At 63.7% G+C, this 25,046-nt stretch carries 10 protein-coding genes; 7 read left to right on the forward strand and 3 right to left on the reverse strand.

Annotation, left to right across the window (positions count from 1 at the left end; genetic code table 11):
* Entirely contained in the window at positions 1–11,280 is an 11,280-nt protein-coding gene (locus tag ACP7BV_RS15840; protein ID WP_426105157.1) for an amino acid adenylation domain-containing protein, read from the reverse strand.
* Positions 11,281–11,653: 373 nt separating this feature from the next.
* Between ACP7BV_RS15840 and ACP7BV_RS15845 the strand changes: the two genes are divergently transcribed.
* From ACP7BV_RS15845 to ACP7BV_RS15855, 3 genes are all read left to right on the forward strand, one after another.
* Complete coding sequence (locus ACP7BV_RS15845; RefSeq protein WP_426105159.1) at positions 11,654–11,872, forward strand: MbtH family protein; 219 nt, start codon at positions 11,654–11,656, stop codon at positions 11,870–11,872.
* Between the two features lie 62 nt (positions 11,873–11,934).
* Positions 11,935–12,711, forward strand: a complete 777-nt coding sequence (locus ACP7BV_RS15850; protein WP_426105161.1) for a thioesterase II family protein — start codon at positions 11,935–11,937, stop codon at positions 12,709–12,711.
* Positions 12,712–12,749: 38 nt separating this feature from the next.
* Positions 12,750–13,550: a 4'-phosphopantetheinyl transferase family protein gene (locus ACP7BV_RS15855; RefSeq protein WP_426105163.1), complete on the forward strand. Its 801-nt coding sequence runs from the start codon at positions 12,750–12,752 to the stop codon at positions 13,548–13,550.
* A gap of 2 nt (positions 13,551–13,552) precedes the next feature.
* On the opposite strand, the gene ACP7BV_RS15860 is transcribed toward ACP7BV_RS15855, so the two are convergent.
* Entirely contained in the window at positions 13,553–18,877 is a 5,325-nt protein-coding gene (locus ACP7BV_RS15860) for an amino acid adenylation domain-containing protein (protein WP_426105165.1), read from the reverse strand.
* Between the two features lie 246 nt (positions 18,878–19,123).
* Between ACP7BV_RS15860 and ACP7BV_RS15865 the strand changes: the two genes are divergently transcribed.
* Genes ACP7BV_RS15865 through ACP7BV_RS15880 form a run of 4 tightly spaced genes read left to right on the forward strand, consistent with a single transcriptional unit; the run spans position 19,124 to position 23,496 of the window.
* Complete coding sequence (locus ACP7BV_RS15865) at positions 19,124–20,239, forward strand: efflux RND transporter periplasmic adaptor subunit (protein ID WP_426105167.1); 1,116 nt, start codon at positions 19,124–19,126, stop codon at positions 20,237–20,239.
* Complete coding sequence (locus tag ACP7BV_RS15870; RefSeq protein ID WP_426105168.1) at positions 20,236–20,919, forward strand: ABC transporter ATP-binding protein; 684 nt, start codon at positions 20,236–20,238, stop codon at positions 20,917–20,919. Before ACP7BV_RS15865 ends, ACP7BV_RS15870 begins: the two co-directional genes overlap by 4 nt.
* Positions 20,916–22,166, forward strand: coding sequence for an ABC transporter permease (locus ACP7BV_RS15875; protein ID WP_426105170.1), 1,251 nt, complete (start codon positions 20,916–20,918; stop codon positions 22,164–22,166). The genes ACP7BV_RS15870 and ACP7BV_RS15875 overlap by 4 nt, the downstream gene beginning before the upstream one ends.
* The gene (locus ACP7BV_RS15880) at positions 22,159–23,496 is read left to right on the forward strand and encodes a TolC family protein (protein ID WP_426105172.1); all 1,338 of its coding nucleotides are present in this window, start codon (positions 22,159–22,161) and stop codon (positions 23,494–23,496) included. Before ACP7BV_RS15875 ends, ACP7BV_RS15880 begins: the two co-directional genes overlap by 8 nt.
* A 57-nt stretch (positions 23,497–23,553) precedes the next feature.
* On the opposite strand, the gene ACP7BV_RS15885 is transcribed toward ACP7BV_RS15880, so the two are convergent.
* Positions 23,554–24,921, reverse strand: a complete 1,368-nt coding sequence (locus ACP7BV_RS15885; protein ID WP_426105174.1) for a UDP-glucose dehydrogenase family protein — start codon at positions 24,919–24,921, stop codon at positions 23,554–23,556.
* Positions 24,922–25,046 lie beyond the last annotated feature (125 nt).

A 25,046-nucleotide genomic window follows, 5' to 3' on the forward strand; every position in this document is an offset into this window, starting at 1 on the left:
CTATCCGCCCCGGGTACCGTCCAAGGGCAAACCGGCAGCACCGTCCCGCTTACTTGACGCCAACTGCTGCATCACGTGCCGGATATGTTCGGACAGGAGTTGCACTTGATCCGGCAATTGCTCCGGATAAAGCGGGCGGCCGATCCGGATCACGATGGTGCCCGGCGTGTAGACGTTCCTTTGGGTATCGATCAACGAGGCGGAATTGAGGATCGCAATCGGCACCACCGGCACGGCCGCGTTCAGCACGATCCGGCAACACGCGTCGCCAATCTTGGCAATCGCATCGCCCTTGCTGATGCCGCCTTCCGGCGAAAACAGGACGCGTCCGCCATTTTCCAAATGTTTCTGGGCAAGCTGAAACTCCTCGAACGTTTTTGTTGCGTCATCCTTGTAGTGCGTGAAGACGAGATCGCACACTTCGATCATCCACTGAACGATATGCAATTTCTTTTGGCGCCGCAAGTGGTTGTCGTCGGCCGAAAACCATTTGTACACGAAGGGCAAGGACGACAGCAGTAAATAGCCGTCGAAAATGCTCTTGTGATTGGCCATCAGTACGAAGGCCGAGTCCGGGTCGGGCAGATTCTCCCGTCCTTCGAGCACGATGCGAATGCCGCTGCCTTTCAGGATCCCCTGCCCGATCATGCGCGGCATGTGTGCGCGCAGCCAGCGCGCGCCCCCTGGCCACACCTGCTTGCACGCCAGATAGCACAGCGTCATGATCAAGCCCGCCACCAGCGCGATGAGGAAACTGAGCGACAGGCGCAACTGATCCAGGCCGGCGCGCCAACCCATGCGGCGCCTGCCAGCGGCGCGGGCCGTTGCGGCCACTGGCAACGCAACCGGCGTTGGCGTGACGTTGTCGTGAGCTGACAGCTCCCCTTCCAGTTCAGCATCATCAACATGAGCAACTCCGCCGGCGCTGGCAATCATGACAGCCTCGGCAAATTGCGACAGCGTCGGGGTGATGTATAACTGCCGCAGCGCAATCTCGACCCCCATCTCCTTACTGGTGCGCGACACCACCGGTACCGCCAGCAGCGAGTGCCCGCCCAGCGTAAAGAAATTGTCGTGGCGGCCGATGGTATCGATGCCCAGCACATCCTTCCAGATGAGCGCGATGCGGCATTCGCAGTCGGTCAGCGGCAAGGCGAACTCGGCGCGTTCGATCTGCGGCAGCGCCAGCGCGGCCCGGTCGATCTTGCCGTTCGGCGTCAAGGGCAACTGCGGCAATGCCATCCAGCGCGTCGGAATCATGTACTCGGGCAAGCTGTCACGCAAGGCTGCGCGCAGCGCCGCCAGCGGCAGATCCGCATCGCGTCCCACGATGTAGGCGACCAGCACCTGCTCGCCCTGGCCATCGTCCCGCACATCGGCAAGCGCGGCCGCAACGCCAGGCAAGTTGCACAGCGCGCCCTCCACTTCCGCCAGTTCGATGCGAAAGCCGCGAATCTTGAACTGGTCATCGATCCGGCCGATATAGGTAATCGCGCCATCGTCGCGATAGCTCGCCAGGTCGCCCGAGCAGTACATGCGCGCGCCAGGCACGGCGGAAAACGGATCTGGAATGAATTTTTCGGCCGTCAGGTCAGGCCGACCAAGGTAGCCGCGCGCTAGACCAATGCCGGCAATGTGCAGCTGACCGGCAACGCCCACCGGAACCGGATTGAAGTGCTGGTCGAGGATGTACATCTGCGTGTTGGCAATCGGGCGCCCGATAGGCACCACGTTGCTTGCACTGTCGCGCTCGCAAGCCCACGCCGTCACGTCAATCGACGCTTCGGTTGGCCCGTACAGATTGTGCAGCTCAACATGCTGGAACTGCTTGAAGAAGCGCTGCTGCAAGTCGAATGGCAAAGCTTGCCCACTGCACAGCACCCGCTTGAGGGAGCGGCAACGTTCCAGCTCCACGGCGTCCAGGAAGACATCGAGCATGGGCGGGACGAAATGCAAGGTCGTGATGGCTTGCTGTTCAATCAGCCGTGACAAGTAGACGGGGTCCTGGTGCCCGCCGGGCGCGGCCACTATCAGGCGCGCGCCGGTGGCCAGCGGCCAAAAGAATTCCCACACCGAGACATCGAAACTGAACGGCGTTTTTTGCAAAACCCGGTCCGCTTCGGTCAAACCATAGGTCTCTTGCATCCACAACAGGCGATTGACAATGCCTGCGTGATCGATCCCTACGCCTTTTGGTTTACCCGTGGAGCCAGACGTATAAATGACGTACGCCAGATGATGCTGGTGGACCCGATTGGGCTGGTTGGCGCGCGAGGTTGCGGCCAGGGTGTGCCAGTCCGCGTCGAGATAAAACACCGGCGTCTGGCTTGGCGGCAGCAGGGTTTTCAAGTGCTGCTGGCTGAGCAGCATGTCAGGCTTGGCGTCGGCCAGCATATAGGCCAGCCGCTCCTTCGGATAGCCCGGATCCAATGGCACATAAGCGCCGCCCGCCTTCAGGATGGCAAACAGACCAATGACCATCTCCAGCGAACGCTCGACGCAGATCGCCACCAGCACGTCCGGCCCGACACCGGCCGCAACAAGATGATTGGCCAGCTGATTGGCTTTGGCATTGAGCTCGGCATAGGTCAACTGCGCGTCGCCAAAGACCACCGCGACGGCGTTCGGCGTGCGCGCAGCCTGCGCCTCGAACAGCTGATGCAGCGCCGGGGTTGCCGGGTAGCTGACGGCAGTGGCATTCCAGTCCACCAGCATGTGGCGCTGCTCGGCGTCCGACAGCAGGCACAGGTCGCCGATGCGTGTGCCAGGGCTTGCGCACATTTGGCGCAAGGTATTGTGCAAATACGACAGGAACCGCTGCGCCGTTGCCTCTGCAAACAAGTCGGTGCTGTATTCCAGGCTGATGGCCAGTCCCGTTGCCGACTGCTTGATGAAAAACTGCAGATCGAACTTGGACGTCAACCAGTCATTGGGCAAGGCCTCGAGCGCGACGCCGTCAAAAATATGACTCAGATTGCTTTCCATCTGCGCTGTCTGGTAAATCAACATCACCGAGAAAATCGGCGAGCGCGCCAGGTCACGCACGGGATTGACAACCTCCACCACGCGGTCGAACGGAAAGTCCTGGTTGGCGTAGGCTTCAGTGGCGATTTGCCGCACCTCATGCAGCAATTGGCTCACTGTCGGATTGCCGCCCAGGTCGGCGCGCAAGGCAAGCGCATTGACGAACAAGCCGATCAAAGGCTCGAGCGAGGCCGCATTGCGCCCTGCAATCGGGCTGCCGACGATCACGTCGCTTTGCTGCGTCAAATGATGCAAGACGGCATACAGCGCGCTCAACAGCGTCATGAACATCGTCACGTTGTGACTGGCCGCCAATTGCACCAGGCTGTCGGTTTCCTGCACATCAATATCAAGGCGCGCGACCGCGCCGCGATACGACTGCATGGCGGGCCGGGGAAAGTCGGTGGGCAGCTGCAAGACCGGCAGCTCGCCGGCCAGCCTGGCCTGCCAGTAACGCTGCTGGTCATCCCAGGCACCGTCGCGGATCAGGCGGTTCTGCCAAACGGCGTAGTCCTTGTAAAAAACCGGCAACTGAATCGGGTTAGCCGCTTCGCCGCGATGAAACACGTTATAGGCGTGCGCCATCTGGCGTACAAACACGCCCATTGACCAGCCATCGGCAATGATATGGTGCAGCACATACAGGAACACATGCGATGTTACGGACAAGCGCACCAGCGTAATCCTGAGCAAGGGCGCGCAGCTCATGTCGAATGCTTGCTCGCTCTCGTCGGTACGCAACTGCGCCAGCGCCGCGCGCTGTTCGTGCGGCGCCAACGCGGACAAGTCCACGTGGCGCACGCCTGCCTCGATAGCCTCATCGATCACCTGGCGCGGTTCGTCGTTCATGTCGACAAAGCGCGTGCGCAGCGATTCCTGGGCGGCGACAATGGCTTTGAGCGCGCTGTCGAAGGCAGCAATGTCGAGCGGCCCGTCAATCTGTACCGCGCCAGGAATGTTGTAGAAGGGATTGCCCGGTTCCAATTGCGCCATGAACCACAGGCGCCGCTGCGCGGGCGACAGTTCATAGTCCGCCGCCGGCGCGGCGCTCTGCAAGTCGTGCTCGTGCTCGTGCTCGCGCTCGTTCGTCGCGCCCTCGGTGGACAGGTAGCGTTCGAGCGCCTCGCCATGTTCGGCCACCAGATAGGCAGCCAGCAAATTGACGGTGTCGTATTCGAAGAACAGCGACAGCGGCAGTGCGATCCCCAGCTTCGACTGCAAGGCGTTGCCAGTTTGCATGGTCACCAGGGAGTCGATGCCCAGCATCGAGAGCGACTCGTCGCGATCCGAGACCTTCAGGTCCTGGTTCGCCAGTTCATTTTCCAGCAGCGTCGCCGCACATTCATGGGCCGACATGGAAGACGACAGCCTGGTGACGGCGCGCGCCACCGGCGCCGCTGGCGCCATCATCAGCGCAGCGTGCGCGGCGCCTGGCGCGGCGTCCGACTGGTTCATATTGCGGGCGATCACGATCGCCGTTCCCGTATCGGCCGCGTCGCCGCGATTGCCCACGGGCACCACTGCGACCTCAAAGCCTTCTTCGCGTAACAGCACTTGCCATTGCTGCATGCTCAAGAGCGGATAGCCGTCGCGCAAGTCGGCATCGCGGAACGACCACCAGCCGTCGAGCAGGCCGACGGTGCAATCGGCAAAACGGTTCGGGGCCACCGTTTCGACCAGCACCAGGTGGCCGCCCTCGCGCAAGGTGCGGCGCAGGTGCCGGATGGAACGGCGCAGATCGGGCGAAGCGTGGATCACGTTGGCGGCGACGACCACGTCGAAACTGCCTTCTTGCAAGCCTTGCGCTGCAGGATCTTTGTCGATGTCAAGAATCATCGTGTGCAAGGCGGCGCAGGCGCCGAACTTTTTTTGTCCGTGCGCCAGAAAGCTTGAACTCACATCCGAATAGACATAGTGACCGATGCGCTCGCCCAGCGCGGGCAACAGCGCGCCGGTCAGGGCGCCGGTACCCGAACCAACTTCCAGGATGGACAGCCGGCTGTCATGCCGGCTGTCGGCAATGGCGCTGACCGTGCTTGCTGCCATGGTGTTAGCCAGCGCCAGCACCGGAAAGCGGCTATAGAACTCTTCCAGTTCCGTGATTGATCCGTTGTCGAACAACACCGCCACGGGCGACAGTTTGCCTGCCAGTACCTCAGGCAACGCGGCCATGCAGCGCTGCACCATCAGAATCGCATTGGCAGCGAAGGAAAACTCTTGCTGCAGCCTGGCGATGTCGGCCTGGACGGTGGCCTCGTCCGGCAGCACGTTGCTGCTCCAGCGATACCGGTCCGTTTCCTTGCTCACCCACTGCTCTTCTTGCAAGATATCGAGCATGCGCTTCATCTGGGGACGGCGGTCCGCGCGGGCGCCCAGGCGTTGGCATAGCTCGTCAACCGACAAGGCAGGCGAACCATCGGCCAGCACCCCGCCGCGCCGCAGCGCCAGCCCGACCAAAATGGCGCACAATTGGTCGAAACGGCGCACCAGATCGCTTTGACGCGACAAGTCCTGCTTCAATTGCGCGCTGATCTGGTACCGTTCGCACGATTTCACGAGCGTGAGCAAATGCTGGTCGAGTCCAAAATCGGCGAAAAACCCGATGCCAACATTGGCGACGATGGCCCGTTCCTGGCCGCTTGCGCACGCTGCGGCAAAGGCATTGAGCGCAGCGGCGCTCGACATTGGATAGACGCGTTCGCGCGCTAGCAACGCGATATAGACCGGGTCGGCCACGACGCCGTCCTCGCCCCAGAAACCCCAGTTTACCACCAGGCTGGACTGCCCCTGCTGCGCCATCCAGCGCGCGAACGCATCCTGAAAACCATTGCCCGCTGCGTGGTTGGCCTGACCCGCATGGCCCGTGACGCTGACCAGCGAAGAGAACAGGATGAATTTGCCCGGCGTGAAGGAGCGCGTATGGCGATACAGCAGTACACTGCCGCGCACTTTGCTTGCCAGCACGGCGCGCAAAGCGTCGGCGCTCATGTTTTGTACCAGTACATCGTTCAGCGAACCGGCCGCGTGCAGCACGCCGTCCAGGCGCGTGCAGATTGCGGCAATTTCACGTTCGGCGCGCGCCATGTCGTCAGGATTGGCGATATCGGCCTGGATCAGGTGCACCGTCGCGCCCAGCGCCCGGATACGCGCCAGGCGCTCGCGCGCGTGCTCGTCCGGCAAGCGGCGCGCGAGCAAGATCAGCGTCGGACGATAGCGCCCCGCCATCCATTCGGACCATGCAAGGCCGATGCCGCCCAGGCCTCCCGCAATGAGGTAGGCGCCGCCGCTGACGAACGACGTCGCCGCTGGCACGGCAGGCGCGGCAGCCTGCTCAATGGCCATGATAAACCGGCGTGCACCCCGTAGCGCGGTAAAGCGCTGCTGCACCTTCGCGGCCTGATCGGACAGCACGCTGTCCACCAACAGCGCCGCGGCGTCGCCGCCGGCGCCAGCATCGATACAACGCACATCAAGCCAGCTGGTTTCCTGCGCCAGTGAGCGCGCAAAACTCCACACCGCCGCGCTTGTGGGCGACACGGCGCTGTCGTCGCTACCCACGCTCATCGCGCCGGAAGTGACGATGACGAACCTGGCGATATTGACACGCTGGGCCATCAACGCTTGCGACAAAACGAGTAGTCCCAACAGTTGCGCTTCGGCGTGTTCCGCCATGTTGTGTTCTTGCGCTATCTCGCCGTAGCGCGCATCGCACACGGTCAGCCTGGCGCCTTCCGGACCGGCAAACAGGGCTTGGTAAGCGTCGCTGTTTGCGCCTTCGGGCAGCAACGCACTGTCCACGCGTACGACATCGCAGCCGGCCGCCTCCAAGTCGTCGCATAGTGCGACGCCCGTCGCGCTGTCGGCGCCAAGTACCAGCACGCGGCGCGGCGCGCCGCGCGTGACATCGACGAGAAACGTTTCAATCCATGTGGCGCGGTAAAACCAGTCCGCGCCGGGCCGGCCGGCTGCCGACCAATCGACGGGCGCGTTCGCGGCAAGCGCTTGCGGAACCAAGGCAGGCAGGCGCAGGCTGCGCGCAGGAAGCCAGTACGAGCTGCGCTGCATCGGGTACGACGGCAAGTTGGCGATGCGCGCGTCCGAGCCACGGTACAGGCAGTGCCAGTCGATGGCAGCGCCATGCTGCCACAATGCGCCCAGACTGGTCAGCAATGCCTGATGGGGCAACGCTTCGCCACCGATGGCAACACAGAATTGCACGTCCGGCGCGGGCGACCGGTCACTGCCGCCAGCCACGCCGCTCTCGGCCCTGGCCGCCCAGTACGCGGGCAACTCGTTCGCCGACGCGGGAAACGCCGGTGCGCCGGCGAATATCACGTCCATGGCCGGCAGATTGAACTGCACTTTGTACTTTCGTGCAAGCAGCAGCGCCAGCGCATCGTGCAGGTTGAACACGCCGGCAAGGCATGCGGCTACGTGTTCGCCCACCCGGTCAGCGGCCAGCAACACGGTCGGCTTGATCCCGATACCGAGCCACAGGCGCGCCAATGCATAGCACGCCGCAAATTTGAGCGCATCTGGTGAAGCTGGTTCGGCCAGTGCATGCCCATCGCTTGACTCGGAACGCACGATACGCAAGGTATCGATGCAGCTGTCGAAGGCTTGCGCGAAAAGCGTATGGTTGCGGTAGAACGCTTGAATGAGTGCCGCATGGTCGGCCTCCCCGCAGCGCAACGCAAAAGCGATCTTCGCGCGCTCTTTTTTGAACCATGTCTCGCACGGGACGTATGGCTGGCTTTCCAGTTGGGCGAGCGCGTCGGCCACGTCTGTAACAATCAAGGCTTGGCGCGCGCTGAACTGCTGGCGTCCCGCACTGCGCGTAAAACACAGGTCGGCGATGGGCGTGTCTGGATGTGCGCGCAAATGGGCCCGCAAATCGGCGCGCATCAAAGCCAGTTCGTCCGGATTGCGCGCCGACAGGCACAGCAAATGGTGGCTGCCTGCACCCTGCGCACTGCGTTCTGCCTGCACATGATCGCGCACCACGAGGTGGGCGTTGGTGCCGCCAAAACCAAACGAGCTGATGCCCGCATAGCGCGGCGCCGGCCCTTGCGGCCAGGGCGTCAAGTGCGACACCAGGTAAAAAGGCGTTTCGCCGAAGCGGGCGCGCGGCTGGGGCCGCGTCACATTCAAGGTCGGCGGCAATTGCTGGTGGCGCAGCGCCAGGATGACCTTGATCAGACCGGCAATGCCGGCCGCAGCCAGCAAATGGCCGATATTCGTCTTGACCGAGCCGACACCGCAAGTGCCAACTTGCGCGACGGCGCCAAAGGCGCTGGTCAGGGCGCGCATTTCAATCGGGTCGCCAATCGGCGTGCTGGTGCCATGCGCTTCAATGTAGCTGATCGCGGCGGGAGAAATGCCGGCCTTGGCATAGGCCTTTTTCAGGACGGCTTCCTGGCCCTCCGGCGTGGGCGCCATGATGCCGATCGAACGGCCGTCGTTATTGATCGACGTGGCGGCAATGACGGCGTCGATCTGGTCGCCATCGGCGAGCGCGCGATCTAGCCGCTTCAGCACCACCGCGCCCAGTCCTTCACCGGGAACCATGCCGTTGGCCGCTTCGTCGAACGCGCGGCACACGCCGTCATTCGACAAGGCGCCGGCCTGCGCGAACAGTTCATGTCCGGTTGGCGTGAGCATCAAATTGACGCCGCCGGCAATCGCCATGTCGCAGTTATCGAGCAACAGGTCGTTGCAGGCTTGATGCAGCGCCACCAGCGACGACGAGCACGCGCTGTCAAAGGTGAGCGCCGGGCCCTTGAGGTTCAACGCGTGCGAGACGCGCGCGGCCACCATATTGAGCAGGTTGGCCGGCATCAATTTGGCGTTGTCGGACCCGGCAAAGGCGCCGTCGCGGCGCCGCTCCACGATCTCTTCAAAGTAACTGTTGTGGCTGACGCCCAGATACACGCCCACGTTGCGCTCTGCGTCCAGCCGCACGCCGTTGTAGCCGGCGCTGTCGAGCGCTTCATACGCCACTTCCAGCATCAAGCGCTGCTGGGGATCGGTAATGGCTGCCTCGTCGCCGGCAATGCCAAAAAAATCGGCGGCGAACAGATCGACGTCGGCCAGCATTCCCATGTAAAACTTGCCCTGGTCGCTATGCCAACGCTGCGGGGGAACCTCGCGCACCACGTTCACGCCGTCGCGCAGATTATTCCAGAACGCATCGAGCGAGGCGGCGCCGGGAAAGCGTCCGGACATGCCGATCACGGCAATGCGCATGTGCTCGTCGCGCGGACCCGGCGCTGTTGCGGGCAACGGGGAAGCAGTCTCGGGCACGACGCTGAGATGCGGCGCGACATGCTGTGCAATAAACTCTCCCACGTCGCGTACCGTGCGGCATTCGAGCAGCAGCGCGTAGCCAAAAATACGGCCAAACCGCTCTTCAAGCCGCGCCAGCATTTCAATCGCCTTGACCGAGGTGCCGCCCAGCGCCGTGAACGACATATCGATGCCGATGCTGGCAACGTCGCACTGCAAGACGTCGGCCCAGATGCGGCGAATCGCATCCTGCCGGTCGTCGGCCGGCGTGACCATTACAGTCGCGGCAGGCGCGTTGGACAGGAAGGCATCGCGCGCGTCGGCCAGCGCTCCGTTCAACCATTCCTGCGCCAGTTTGTAGCGCTGGATCTTGCCGCTCGAGGTGCGCGGCAGCTGCTTCATGGGCAACACTGAATCGACCGGGAACGACAGGTACTCTTCGGCGGCAAGTTTCATTTCATGCAGCCTGGCCCACGGCACGTTTCTGCTGCGGCTGGCGGCGAACATCACCACGCATTCGCGCCCCGTGTCCGGATGGGTGACGCCGCACGCGGCCAGTTCGCCCTCCTTCAAATCGAAGCACTGCGCCAGGTGCCGCTCCAGGTCGGCCGTCATGACGTTGCGTCCATTGATGAAGATGACGTCCTTGCTGCGGCCGGTGACGATCAAGCGGGCGTTTTTCAGAAAGCCGACGTCGCCCGTGCGCAACCAGCCATCGTGCGTGAACAATTCCCCGTTCCGGTCTTCCAGACCCTGGTAGCCGCTGGTGACGCTCACGCCGCGTATCTGGATGTCGCCCAGCCGCAGTGCTGGCTGCAGCTCGCCGCGCTCATTGACGATGCGCAGTTCGACCGACGGCAGGGGCGGGCCGACATCGACATAGTCCAGCGTGGGCAACTGGTCTTGCGCGGGAACGGCAACGCCTTCGGTAAACAGGGTATTGCGGTCGAATTGATGGACCAGCGGCGCCGCGTCCAGCGGGCTGAAGGTGACGGCAAGGCACGCTTCGGCCATGCCATACACCGGCAGCATTGCCGTGTTGCGAAAACCGGTGGGCGCCAGCTCGGCAATGAAACGCTGCATGACGGGCGCCGAAATTGGTTCGGCGCCGTTGTACAGCAGCCGGATGCATGACAGGTCGAGATGGCCGTAGTCGGCCGCGCCGAGCTTGTCGAGCACGTGCTGCAGCCCAAAGTTGGGGCAGCCAATCATGTTGGCGCGGTGCTGGTCGATCTTGCGCAGCCACAGCAAAGGGTCGGCGATGAAATGGGCCGCTTCCATCTTGATCTGGTTCATGCCCAGGTACAACGGCGTCAGGTGGAAGCCGACCAGTCCCATGTCGTGAAAATACGGCATCCAGCTGAGCGCGGTGACTTCCGCGTGGGCGGCGGAAGCCTGCGCGATCTCGACGATGTTGCAAACGATATTGCGATGGCTGAGCCGCACGCCTTTCGGCAAACCCGTCGAGCCGGACGAATACTGCAGATAGGCCAGCTCATCCGGGTGCGGCGTGTGCAGGCGCGCGGCGCCGGCAAGGCCTTGGGAAGGATCGTCGGCGATCGCCACGATGCCCTTTGCCACGAAATTCAATACACCCTTGGCATAATTGACGGCCTGGTCGGCGTCGACCAGGATAAACGGCTGCTCGAGCGTGTCGCACACGCCGCCAAGCTTGCGCGACGCTTCCGTGTCGCGCAACCACGACGCGACCTTCGGCAGCAACACCGGGATAATTCCACCAAGCACACACGCCCAGAATACCTCGAGCTGCCTGCCACTCGCGCCCACCTGCACCACCAGCATGCGCCCGGGGCATACGCCGTGGCCCTGCAAAAAGGCCAGCGTCTGCTTGGCGCGCTCATGGAGTTGGGCATACGTCTGCCTGCTTTCACTGCCATCGCGCGACACGTGTATGACACACTTGTCGGCAGCATGCATTGCGGTGTTTTCGAGGAGATCAACAAGCGTCATCAACTATCCTAAGACAAGAAATACCTTCGCCCCCGGGCCCGCGGGACCTGAACAAACAAGGGGAAGATTGAGGTGGCGAACTGTAGGACTCAAACAGGCTGGGAGCGCGCATCAGGGGCTGGGACATGGCAGTTCACTGATGGAATCCTGGATGGCATGATGAAAAATTATCACATAGGCAATTATCGCTTCTTCTCATTTTTTTGGCAACATTATTTTTTTGTGAAAGAAACGTCTGGGCGCCCAGGGGAAACGCCTTTGCCGGCATCAAAAACCGCATGCTTTAACATAAAAATAATGTTGCCAAAAATTGGGGAAACAGCCATAATTGCAAATGTGATAATTTTTTTACCGTCTTTTCCAGGAGTGTCAGATGTCTAGCGCGAACGAGCCGGCCGCACCATTGTTTGAAGTCGTCATCAATCACGAAGAGCAATATTCAATCTGGCCGGTGGACAAAGACGTTCCCGCCGGTTGGCGCGCGGTCGGCAAGCAAGGCGAAAAGCAGGATTGCCTGGACTACATCAACGAAGTCTGGACCGATATGCGTCCCCTCTCCCTGCGCCAGCAAATGCTCGCCGCGCAGCAATAAGAACATTTTCCTGCGACAGCAGCCCGGCTGGCAACGCCGGCGGGCCCCATTGGACCTTGCCCATGCAACCCACTAGCCGCTGGCTGATCAGCCGCCCCCATCCTTTTTGCCAACCGCGCCTGCGGCTCTACTGTTTTGCCTACGCGGGCGGCAGCGCCGCTGTTTTCCAGCCGTGGCAAGCGCTGTTGCCGCCCGACGTGGAAGTGTGCGCCATTCAACTGCCGGGTCGTGGCATCCGGTTCAGCGAAACGCCCTGCACTTCCATGCCAGCGCTCCTCGACCAGCTGAGCGCCGCCATGGCCGGCCAGCCGCCGCTGCCCTGCGTGTTTTTCGGGCATAGCCTGGGTGGCTTGATCGCCTTTGAACTGGCGCGCCATCGGATGGCGCGCGCCTTGCCGCTGCCGCTGCGCGTGATCGTGTCCGGCGCCGAAGCACCGCGCCATCGCGCACCGCCAAAAAACTTGCACGCCATGCCCGATGCGCAATTGATTGCCGCGCTGCGCGAATACAAAGGAACGCCCGAGGAAGTATTGGACAACCGCGAACTGATGGCGCTGCTCGCTCCGTCGATTCGGGCCGACTTTGCGCTGGTTGAACAATACGTCTACCAGGATGGCAAGCCTCTGAGCATGCCGTTGACCGTCTTTGCCGGCAAGCGCGACGACCATATCGTGCCGGAAAACGTGCAGTATTGGCAAAAAGAAACCAGCGCCGCGTTCCGGGTTCAATGGTTCGAGGGCGACCATTTCTTCATCAATTCAGAACGCGAGGCGGTGCTCGCGTGCGTGAAGGCCGAGTTGGAAGATTTGGCCGAGCTGGCCGAGATGGCAGAGCTGTAGCACGCGCAAACCGCCTCTCAATAACCGCACTGGCCCTGATGGAAAAGCCTTCCGTAGCACCTTGCCCCCTGCCGGAGCCCGGCTTCGCGCAACATGAGGTGCAGCTGTGGTGCGCCAACGTAGGCGATTTCTCAAGCGAGTTGGCCTCCCTGCAGGCCAGCCTGGCCCCGGATGAACTGGCGCGCGCAGGCGCTTATCGTTTCGCCGTCGACAAAGTGCGTTACGTGACCGCACGCGGCCTGCTGCGCCGCTTGCTGGGCCACTATCTCGGCCTGCCTGCCGCTGCGCTGCAGTTTCGCTATGGCCCCCAGGGCCGGCCGGCCCTGTGTGCGCTGCGCCATCCGCGCGCACCGCACTTCAACCTGTCCCATAGCGACGAGATGATCGTCTACGCCGTCAGCGAACGCCACGAACTGCTCGGCGTCGATGTCGAACGCAGCCGCGCACTGCCGGACATGCTCGACATCTCGGCGCGGTTTTTCTCAAAACGTGAAAGCGCCACGCTCGCAGCGCTCCCCTCCGGCGAACAGCAAGACGCTTTTTTTCGCTGCTGGACGCGCAAGGAAGCCGCCGTCAAGGCGCTTGGCACCGGCCTGTCGCACCCGCTCGACAATTTCGACGTGACCCTGGTGGCGGGCGCGCCGGCGCAATTGCACTGGCATGCGGCGCCGGCGCCGGCACTGGCCGCGTGGACGCTGCACGGCTTCGAGCCAGCAGCCGGCTATATCGCCGCGCTGGCGGTGGGCGCGCCCCACCCCACCTTCGCCTGCCGGAACCTGGCCGCGCTGGGGAGCATGCGTGGCGCCGGGCGCCTGCACCAGAGCAGCCTGGCCGGTTAACATCACAGCGGTAGTTGGGCGCCGAGCTGGTGCGCAAGGCCAGCCACGTGCGGGCTTGCCAGCATGCTGTAATGGTCGCCCTCGACCACGGCCTGCAGCGCCGCCGGCCAGTGCCGGTACAGCGCCAGCTCCGACTGCTCGGCCGACAGCGACCCACGCGCCCACAGCACGTGCGGCGCCACCTGCTGTTGCCCGGCCAGTCCTGCCAGCAGACCCAGATGGTGCCCGGTCACGCGCAGCTGCGTTTTCAGGTAGGCCAGCGTGGCGCCGTCCATGGCCTGGCCGCTCAGGCGGGTGAGCAGTTGCTGCAGGAATGCGTCATGCTGCCCTGTAAGCAGGGCAGCCAGCCCTAGTTGGCGCTGCACCAGCATGGCTTCGAGCTCGGCCAGTTGATCCGGACCGAGGCGCGCGCCGCGCAGGCTGCCGAGCAAAGCCAGCGCCGCTTCGGCCAGCACCTGCTGCGGATCGACCAGTGCGGCGCGCGGGCGCGCGTCGATCAAGCCCAGGTAGGCCACAGTCTGCCCTTGCGCCTCGAGTGCGGCGGCCAGCGCGCACGCAATCGCCCCGCCTGACGACCAGCCGGCCAGCCGGTACGGTCCCTCCGGCTGGCATGCGCGCACGGCGGCGCAATAGGCCGCGATCATCTCGTGCGCCTGCGCGTGGCCGGCGTCGTGGCCGGCAGCTTCAGGCGACTGGATGGCGTACACGGGAAAGCCTGGTGCGAGCGCCTCGGCCAGCTTTTGATAGAAAAATACCTGGCCGCCAATGGGGTGCAAGAAGAACAGGGGCACGCCGGCGCCGCCGGTGCGCAAAGGCACCAGCAGCGACTGGCGCCCCCGGCCCTGGTCAATCTGCGCGGCCAGCGCGGCCACCGTCGGCGCCGAGAAAATGGTCGCCAGCGGCAGCGCCACGCCAAATGCCTGTTTGATCATGTGGAACAAACTGATGGACAGCAGCGAATGCCCGCCCAAAGCAAAAAAGTTGTCCTGGGCGCCGATCCGGTCGACCGCGAGCAGCTTGACCCAGATCGCCGCCAAGGCCTGTTCGGTCGGCGTGACGGGAGCGACAAAGCGCTCGCCGCTGCGCGCCATGTCCGGCGTGGGCAAAGCCTTGCGATCGAGCTTGCCGCTGGGCGTGAGCGGCAAGCGCTCGAGCATGACCATCTGGCGCGGGATCATGTAGTCGGGCAGGGTCAGCGCCATGCTGGCCAGCAAGTCTTCGCGCAGCGCGTGGTGCGCTTGCACCAGCGCGGGCCGGTTGGCCAGCGGTTGCCCCGCCTGCGCGCGCGCGCCCGCGAGCGCCGCCCAGTCGACCTGCAGCGGCGCGCGCGACAACACCATATGGCACGTGTCGACACGGTCTGTCGCCATAGATGGCTGGGCCTGGTAACCATGGCGCTCGGCCAACTCCACCAGATCGCACAGATTGACTGCGGTCCCGCCCTGGCTGCGCACGGCCTGTTCCAGGTCGGCGGCACTGGCGTGCGCGTCCATCCGGCCCAGTTCATGCCAGGCCAGCACGTCCGCTTCGATCAAGCCATGCGGGACGTGCCGCAATGCCACGCAGTCGACGCCTTCTTCCAGCAGGCGCGCCAGCGCGGCCACGCCGCCTTCCAGCGCGCTCCAGTCGCGCCACGACAGCGCCGGGGCCGGCGCGACAGGTCCCACAGTCAGGATCACGTCGTAGCGGTACTTGCTCAATTCATTGTCCCGGCGCGACAGCTTGGGCAGAATCTCGACCTGGGCAATGCGCGCCGTGCGCCGCTGCAGATCTAAAAAGTAGCCGGGATGAAGCAGCAGTTCGGTTTCACTTTCGAGCGCGCGCGCCACCACGGCGCGCAAGGCTTCGATCGACGTGCCTGGAGCGGCCTGATAGCGCGCGACGGAGCAGCGGAACGCTTCGAGCAGGCCGAAATGGCGCACGTCGCCAACCAGCACCTTGCCGCCATCGGGCAAGCCATCGATCACCTGGGCCAGCACGCTGCCGAGATACTCGGCGCTAGGAAAATACTGGACCACGGAATTGATCACCACCGTGTCAAGGCGAGCGTGCAGCACGTCGGCCAGTTCGTGCGCCGGGCGCTGCAGAAGCGTCACGTCGCAGTTGGGGAAGGTGGCGGGACCGACGTGCTTGCGCAGTTCGGTCAACACGCTGGCCGACAAATCGGTGCCGCAGTACGTCTGGCACAGCGGCGCGATGCGGTGCAGCAGCAAGCCCGTGCCGCAGCCCACTTCCAGCACGCGGCGCGGTTGCAGGGCGGCGATCCGCGCGCACGTCTGCTGCACCCACTCGGCCATCTGTTCCGACGCGATCGGCAATCGGTCGTAGCTGCTGTCCCAGCCGAGAATATTAAAGGCCGGGTCGTCCGCCTGCTCGGGGGCGGCATTGATTTCATCAAAGGTCTGGCGCCAGAACGCGACCTGCTCGCCGTCGGCGGCGTCCGGCCGGCTGGCCGCCACCACGTAGGCCACCAGGCGCCGCTCGGCGCCGGCCTCGCCGCGCGCGACCACCACCGCTTCGCGCACGCCCGGGTGGCTGCACAGGGCAGCTTCGATTTCGCCCAGCTCGATGCGAAAGCCGCGCAGCTTGACTTGGTGATCGACCCGGGCCAGGTATTCGATGTTGCCGTCCTGCAGATAGCGCACCAGGTCGCCCGAGGCGTACATGCGTTCGCCCGCAGCGCCAAACGGATTGGGCAGGAATTTTTCGGCGCTCAGGCCCGGCTGGCCCAGGTAACCGCGCGCCAGGCCGACGCCGGCGATATACAGCTCGCCGCAACTACCCTGCGGCACCGGATTGAGGTACTTGTCGAGGATGTAGAACTGCATGTTGGCCACCGGCCGGCCGATCGGCAGGTACTGGGTGGCGGTCGGCTGCCAGCGTTGCGGGTGGGCGACCAGATAGGTGCTGGCGGTGATCGTCGTTTCGGTCGGGCCGTAGGCGTTCATCACCGCGCACGACAGGCCAAGGCGCGCCACCGCTTCGGGCAGCAGCGCGTCGCCGCCCACGATCAAGAGGCGCACGCTGGCGCAGGCGGCCAGCGCGGGGCCGCCTTCGGCCAGCGCGCCCCACATGGCGGCCGGCAGGTTCACCACCGTCATCTGGTGGCGCGCGATTTCCTCCCACAACTGCTCGGGCGTCCACAGCTGCGCTGCGCGCAAGACCAGCGCGGCGCCCATTGTCAGCGCCGAACAGACTTGTTCGATCGAGGCATCAAAATTGGTCGAGGCGAACTGCAGGGCCACGTCGGTGGGGCCAATCCCGTAGCGCGTGGCCGAAGCGAGCGTCTGGCGCGTGATGGCGTCCACCGAAATGAGCACGCCTTTCGGCTTGCCGGTGGAGCCGGACGTGTAGATGACATACGCCAGGCTTGCCCCACAGGCGCGTGGCGCCGGGTTGTGGACGGACAAATCGCCCAGGCCGGGTGCGTCGTCCACGCAAAACACGGGGCAGTTGCCGCATTGGGCAAGCTTGACCAGGTGCTGCTGCAGGTGTTGCTGCAGGTGTTGCTGCAGGTGCTGCTGCAGGTGTTGCTGCGTGAGCACCAGCACCGGTTTGGCGTCGGCCACCATATACGCCAGCCGCTCGGCCGGATAGGACGGGTCCAGCGGCAAGTAGGCCGCGCCCGCTTTCCAGATCGCCAGCATGGCAACGATCATGTCCGGCGAGCGTTCAACGCACACGCCCACCAGCGCTTCGGGACCCACGCCCTGCCCGATCAGATACCAGGCCAGGCGGTTCGCGCTGGCGTTGAGTTCGGCGTAGCTCATGCGCGCCCCGTCGCAGTAGAGCGCCGCTCGTTCGCCTTGCGTGCGCGCCTGCTCCTCGAACAGGGCAATGATGCTGGCGCCGGCCGGGTGCGCTTCGTCCGTGCGGTTCAGTTCGACCAGCAAATGGCGCCGCTCGTCCTCGCCCAGCAAGGGTAGCTCGCTAACGCAGACCTGCGGGTTGGCCTGCACGGCGCCCAGCAGGCGCACCAGCGCGGCGGCCATGCGCTCGATGGTGACGGCGTCGAACAGGTCGGTGTTGTACTCGAAAAAGCCGCACAGTCGCCCTTCGCTCTCGTAGGCGTCGACGGCGAAGTCGAAACGGGCGTGCTCGGGGGCGATGTCGAGCGGCTTGATCAGCAAGTCCTGGCTTCCCAGCACGCCAATAGGCGTGTTCTGCATGGCGAACATCACCTGGAACAGCGGCGACTGGCTCTGCTCGCGCTCGGGCCGCAGCACTTCGACCAGGTACTCGAACGGGATGTCCTGGTTCGACAGCGCACCCAGCGCGCTGGCGCGCACCTGTTGCAGCAATTGCGCAAAGCTTTGCTTGCCCACGCGCGTGCGCAGCACCAGCGTATTGACGAAAAAGCCGATCAGCGGTTCGATTTCGGCCATGCGCCGGTTCGCGCTCGGCGTGCCGATGCAGATGTCGTCCTGCCCGCAATAGCGCGCCAGCAAAACATTCAAGGTGGCGGCCACCAGCATGAACATGGTGGCGCCGGCATCGCGCGCCAGGCCGTGCAAGCCTTCGGTGACCGGCGCGGACACGGCAAAGTGACAGCGCGCCCCGTTGTAGCTTTGCACCCGCGGGCGCGGGCGGTCGGTCGGCAAGGCGAGCGACGCGGGGGCGTCGCGCAATTGCTCGACCCAGTAACTGAGCTGCTGGGCGCACACGCCGCCGGCCAGCCATTGCCGCTGCCACTGCGCATAATCGGCATACTGGATGGGCAGTTCCGGCAAGCTTGACGGCAGTTCCTGGCTAAAGGCGGTGTACAGCGACGCCACTTCCTTGACCAGCACGCCCAGCGACCAGCCGTCGGACACGATATGGTGCAGCGTGAACAGGACCACATGTTCTTGCTCGCCCAACTTGAGCAAACTGGCGCGCATCGGCGGGCCCGCCGTCAGGTCGAACGGCAGCTGCGCTTCGGCATGCGCCAGTTCCTTGGCCAGCGCCAGCCGGTGCTCGGGCGCGTGGCCGCTCAGGTCGGTGACGGGCAAGGCCAGCGTCAGATGCGGCTCGACCAGCTGGGCCGGCACGCCGTCGAGGTTGACAAAGCGCGTGCGCAACACCGCATGGCGGCGGAAGATTTCTTTGAATGTCAGCGTGAGAGCGGCCTGGTCGAGGCGACCGCTGAGGGTGACCGCCGCCGGCACGTTGTAGAGCGCGCTGCCTGGATCGACCTGGTCAAGAAACCACAAGCGTTGCTGGGCGTGCGACAGGGGCCTGGGACCCGTGTCCGTGCTGCGGAAAATGGTTTGCTGGCTGGCCCTGCCCTTGGCCCATTTGCTCAGTAATAAGCGCTTGGCGTCCGACAGACTCGATTTTTCAGCCATTGCACTTGCTCGCTTCAGTCATTGATTGTTCCGAAAAAAGTGATTGCAGCCGACGCCGGCGGCACTCTTGTATTTTTGCAATTATAGAATGAAAATTTACGTATCAGAATAAATAACCTTACTATTTCGTACACATTTTGGGCGTCAAGAATTGCTTGTTCTCATGCCACGCACAGGGCATAATGCGGGTCGCTTGTCATAAAAGCAAACTTTCAACATCTGATAACGCAGGCACCTGGAACCATCATGACGACTCGTGGAAAATCCTTCAGATCCAGATTCTGGGCGTGGGCACTGGGCCTGGGCGTGGTTGTCGCCGCCGCTGCATTTGGCCTGGCGCGCGCCGACTGGCTGCATCCGGCCACGCCGGTCCGCACCGCCACTGTGGTACGGGGAAACATACAATCGTTTATCACGGTCAGCGGCAATCTGATCGCCAGCGACGAAGTGTCGCTGTTCAGCCCGGTTTCGGGTCGGGTCACGGGCGTCAACGTCAAGGAAGGCTCGCTCAGCAAGCCCGGCCAGACCTTGCTCACGCTCGACGCGCGCGACCTGTTAAGCCGCATCGACGAACGGCGCAGCGCGCTCGCTGCCGCCCGCCGCGTGGCCGAAGCGGCCCGGCACGACTGGGACGCGCTGGAACAAATTTACAAGCTGGGCGGCGAGTCGCATAAAACCGTGGCCGACGCCCGCCTCAAGTGGCAGGAAAGCGTGCGCAACGCCGACGCCATCGGCTTTGACGTGCGGCGCCAGGAAATCGAACTGGAACGCTTTACCGTCAAGGCGCCGCTGGCCGCCTCGGTCACGGCGCTGGCGGCCACGCCCGGGGCCTGGGTCAACCAGGGCGACATGCTCATGAAGCTTTCTGGCAACGCCACGCGCGATATCGAAGTGAAGGTCGACTCGGGCGACGCGGGCGCCGTCAGCCTGGGCAAGGCGGTCACGCTCAGCAGCGAAGCCATGCCCGGCAAGGAATGGCCCGGCAAAATCACCTGGATTGCCGCCGCGACCAAGAAAGACGTTTCCTCCAACACGCTGGCGGTGCGCATTCCGCTGACGGCCGACGCCCCACCGCTCACGCTCGGCCAGCAGGTCGACGTCAGGATTCCAACTTTTACAGCGAGCAACGTGCTGGTGGTGCCGGCCGCGGCCGTGCTGACCAGCCAGGGCAAGTCGTCGGTGGCGGTGATCGAAAACGGCGCCGTGCACTTGCTGACCGTCACGCTGGGCAGCGCCGAATTGAAACTGGTGGAAGTCAAGAGCGGCGTGCGCGCCGGCCAAGTGATTATTGTTCCCGACGGAAAAGTACTGAAGGAACATGACAAGGTGACGGTTGCGCCGGCGGGCCCCGCGACGACATGATCCATCTATCGGGCGCGCGCAAGCGCTATCAAGTGGGCGAAGTGGCCATTGAAGTGCTCAAGGGCGTGTCGCTGGAGATCGCGCGCGGCGACTTTGTCGCCATCATGGGGCCGTCGGGCTCGGGCAAGTCGACCCTGCTCAACATCATCGGCTGCCTCGATTTTCTGGACGCGGGCGAATATACGCTGGACGGCCAGTCGCTCACCGTCAGCAGCGAGGAAGAACTGTGCACGATCCGCAACCAGCGGCTCGGCTTTGTGTTCCAGCAATTTAACCTGATACCGCGCATCAGCGCCCAGCGCAACGTTGAATTGCCGCTGGTGTATGCCGACGTCGACAGCGCCACGCGCCGCAGCCGCGCCAGCGCCCTGCTGGCCCAAGTCGGCCTGGCCGAACGCGCCGACCACACGCCGGCCCAGTTGTCGGGCGGCCAGCAGCAGCGCGTGGCCATTGCCCGCGCGCTGATCAACCAACCGGACGTGCTGATCGCCGATGAGCCCACCGGCAGCCTGGATTCGGCCGCCGGGGTCGAAATCATGCAGATTTTCCGCACCTTGAACGAGAGCGGCATCACCATTGTGATGGTCACCCACGAAAACGAAGTGGCCGCCTACGCCAAGCGCATCATTCGCCTGCGCGACGGCCAGCTCGAGCGCGCGCCGCGCGAGGCCCTGCAATGACGCTGCGGCGGCGCTGGCGCGAGCTGGTCAACGTGCTCGACCAGGCATTGCACGCGCTGGGCGACAACCAGCTGCGCACCTATCTGAGCGTGCTGGGCATCGCGATCGGCATCGCATCGGTGATTGCCGTCGGCTCGATCGGCAAGGGCGGCCACTACCTAGTGTTCAAGGAGCTCGAAACCTTTGGTTTGAAATCGGTCTGGGTCAAGCGCCTGGACGACGACAAAGGCCCGTACCGCGCCAGCCGGCGCGGCAGCGGCATTGACGAACTCGACCTGCAAAGCATCCGCGACGCCGGCTTCGCCACCATTGCGCGCACCTCGCCCATCGTCTACGGCAGCGGCGCGCTGTACATCCACAGCGGCAGCCAGTACAGCAACGGCAAGGTCAGCGGCATGGATGTGGCTTACCTGGACATTAATAACGACGGCTTGTCGGCGGGCATTGGCATTCGCAGCGACGACGTGCGCCAGCGGCGCAAGGTGGCGATTATCGGCCAGACCGTGGCCAATGATTTGTTCGGCGGCAGCATCGACGTCATCGGTAAGGAATTTCGCATCAACGACGCCAAGTACGTGGTCGTGGGCTTGCTGGAAGCGAAGAGCCGCGACTTTCTTGCCAGCATAGGTTCGGCCGGCCAGGATGCAAACAACCGCATCTTGCTGCCCTACACCACGCTGCAAGCCCAGATGGGCAACCACGATATCCACGCCATCCAGGCCGAGGCGCAAAGCTTTGAACAAGCGCCGCTGGCCGCCCAGCAGATGACCGACTTGCTGACCCGGCGCCATGGCGAGCGCTTCCGCTACCACTCCGACACCATGGCCAGGTATATCGATACGGCAAACCAGATTTTGCGGGGCGTGTCCTTGATCGGCGTGCTGGCCGCAGCGATTTCATTATTAGTAGGAGGAATGGGCATCATGAACATCGTGGCAACCTCAGTGCTTGAACGCACCAGGGAAATTGGCTTGCGCAAGGCAATCGGCGCGTCCCAGCACTTGATCTTGCTGCAGTTCTTGCTCGAATCGGTCATCATCAGCACCATCGGCGGCCTGATCGGGCTGGTCTTTGGCGGCGTGGTCAGCGTGGTCCTGTCGTGGCTAACCGGTTTTCCGCTGGCGCCCGAACCGGCCACGATCGTGCTGGCCTTGCTGGTGTCGATGGCGGTCGGACTGCTGTCGGGCTACTTTCCCGCGCGCCGCGCCGCCCGCCTGCGCCCTGTGGACGCGCTGCGTTATGAATAAGCTGCTGGGCGGCCTGGGCGCCGCATTCCTGTCTACCGCGACCGGCGCGGCAATGGCCGGCAGCGCCCCGCCGGCCAGCTTTGAGCAGGCGCTGCAGCAAGCAGTTGCCAACCGTACCGAACTGGCCATCGAGCGCGAAAAGATCCGCGCCGCCGATGGCCGCGTGGGCGAAATGGCGGCCAACTTCAAGCCGACCGTGGCCCTCACGTCTGCGGTCGAGCACGTGCACCGCTATGACCCGTTTTCGGGCGTGACCGCCTCCACCAACATTGGCGGGCAACCGGTCAGCGTGGACGTGGCCGCCAATCCGCCCCGCTACCAGGGGCGTCTTGGGGTGGAAGTGGCTTACAACCTGTACAAGGGCGGCGCCGACCGCGCCCGTCTGGAAGAGGCGCGCCAGCTGGCCCGCGCGGCGCAGGCCCAATATGCGCTGGAAACGAAAAAGGTCATGGCCGACGCCGCCGCCGCCTGCGCGGCGTGGATGAAGGCGGCGCTGGTGCAGCGCCAGGCCGCGCGCGCTGTGGAGATGGCCACGCTGGAAGCGGCGCAGCTGCAGCAGCGCCTGGCCGCCGGCAACGCGTCGGTGCTGGACGCGAAGGAAGCGGACATCCGGCTCAAGTCGGGCCAGATCGACCTGAAGGCCGCCGCGCGCGCCTTGCGTGAAGCGCAGCGCAAGTATTGCAGCGCGCTGAACACCGAATGCGCCGCGCCGGATGCTGAACTTGCCGCGCCCGAACTGAACTTGCGCATGCCCGATATGACTGCGCTGTACAGCAGGTTCGGCGTGGGCGGCAACCCTGACGCGGTCAAGGCGGAAGCGAGCACGCAGGCCGCCAGGCAGCGCATCGCGCTGGCGCGCGCCAGCTATGCGCCGGTGGTCGACCTGTACTACTCCCTGTCGAACCATGGCTACAGCAATGAAGGCTTCGGCGACGCGCGCAGCGGTTTTAAACGCGAGCAGTCCGCCGTCGGCGTGCGCCTGACCTGGACCTTGTTCGACGGCTTTCGCTCGGCCAGCTACCTGCAGCAGGAAGTGGCCGCGACCGAACAGATGCGTTTGCGGCAAACCATGGTCGGCGGAGAAACCGCCTCGCGGCAGGTGGCGGCGCAAGAGGAATTGGCCGGGCTGGAGGAACAATTGACGCTGGAAAAAATGCAGCTCGAACTGGCCCAGAGCAAGCAGGCGATCGGCGCGCAGCGGCTGCGCCTGAAGCTCATTTCGGATCTGGATCAGGCGCGCCTGGCCTTTGCGGTCGATGCACAAGAGAACCGCATCGCCAGCCTGACGCTGGATGTGACCGCCAGCAAACTCAAACTCGCGCTGCAATAAACACTTGCGGCAGCGCTGGTGTTGCCGGGCACCTACTGCCGTGCCCGGCAAAACACGTCAGGCCGCGTTTCCGGCGCGAATCCTTCCGATGCCTTCGTAACGCAGCCCTGCCGAGGCAACCTGGTCGGGATCGTAGATATTGCGCCCGTCAAAAATTGCCAGGTGACGCAGGGTTTTTGCCAACTGCGCAAAATCGGGCGAGCGAAACTCTTTCCACTCCGTCATTAACACCAGCACATCGGCATCGGCCGCGGCGTGCATTGCGCTCGTGACGATCCGCAGCGACTTCGCGCAGCGCTCGTCGCCGTACTCGGCTTGCAAGATGCGCAGTGCCTCGGCATTGGCGACGGGGTCGTAGGCGACGACGTTCGCGCCCGCATGGAACAGCGAGCGAATCAGGGTCAGGCTGGAAGCTTCCCGCATGTCGTCGGTATTGGGCTTGAACGACAAGCCCCACAAGGCGATTGTCTTGCCTTCCAAATTGTCTGCGCCGCCAAAAAAACGGACCAGCTTTTTATACAGGACCGTCTTTTGCTGGTTGTTGACCGCTTCGGTTGCGCTCAATATGCGCAACTGCTGATCGTATTCGGCAGCCGTATTGACGAGGGCTGCAATATCTTTAGGGAAACACGAACCGCCGTAGCCCGTGCCCGCGTACAGGAAATCCGGCCCGATGCGGGGATCCGAGCCAATGCCCTGGCGCACCGATTCAATGTCCGCGCCAAGCTGCTCGGCTAGACCGGCCAGCTCATTCATGAAGCTGATGCGCGTAGCAAGCATGGCATTGGCGGCGTACTTGGTCAGTTCCGCGCTGCGCACATTCATCATGACCATTTTTTCATGGTTGCGATTGAACGGCGCGTACAACTGGCGCATCAGCTTGATGGTGGCGGGATCTTCGCTGCCAACGACGATGCGGGCCGGCTTCATGAAGTCGTCAATGGCGGCGCCTTCCTTGAGAAACTCGGGGTTGCTGCAAATGGCGTACGTGACGTCGACCTGGCGGCGCGCCAATTCGGCGGCCACCACGGCGCTGATTTTATCGGCGCTGCCCACCGGGACGGTCGACTTGTCGACGATGACGACAGGTCGGACGATGCGCTCGCCGATCGAGCGCGCGACCGCGAGGATCTGGGTCAGGTCGGCGCGGCCGTCTTCCAGCGATGGCGTACCGACAGCCAGGAAAATCACCTCGGCATGGGTGATGGCGTCGTCGTAGCTGGTGGTGAAGGTTAGGCGGCCGGCGTTGGCATTGCGCACGACCAGTTGGTCAAGACCGGGCTCGTGAATAGGGATGGTGCCGTTTTTCAGAAGCTCGATGCGCGCTGCGTCGACGTCGAGGCAAAGAATGGTATTGCCGACGTCGGCGAAGCACGCGCCCGCAACCAGGCCTACGTAGCCAGTACCGATGATGGTGATCTTCATTGTTTGCCTCGCGCTATGTATGGTGACGTCGATGCAGCTTTGCTTCTCGCGCGCCAAGGTGTTCAAGACGCTAGAAAAGGCAGCGACGAATTATTTTTTGAACAAAATTATATCTTAAATAGCAT

It is taken from the genome of Massilia sp. TSP1-1-2, from assembly GCF_049896185.1.
Taxonomy (GTDB): Bacteria; Pseudomonadota; Gammaproteobacteria; order Burkholderiales; family Burkholderiaceae_D; genus Telluria_A.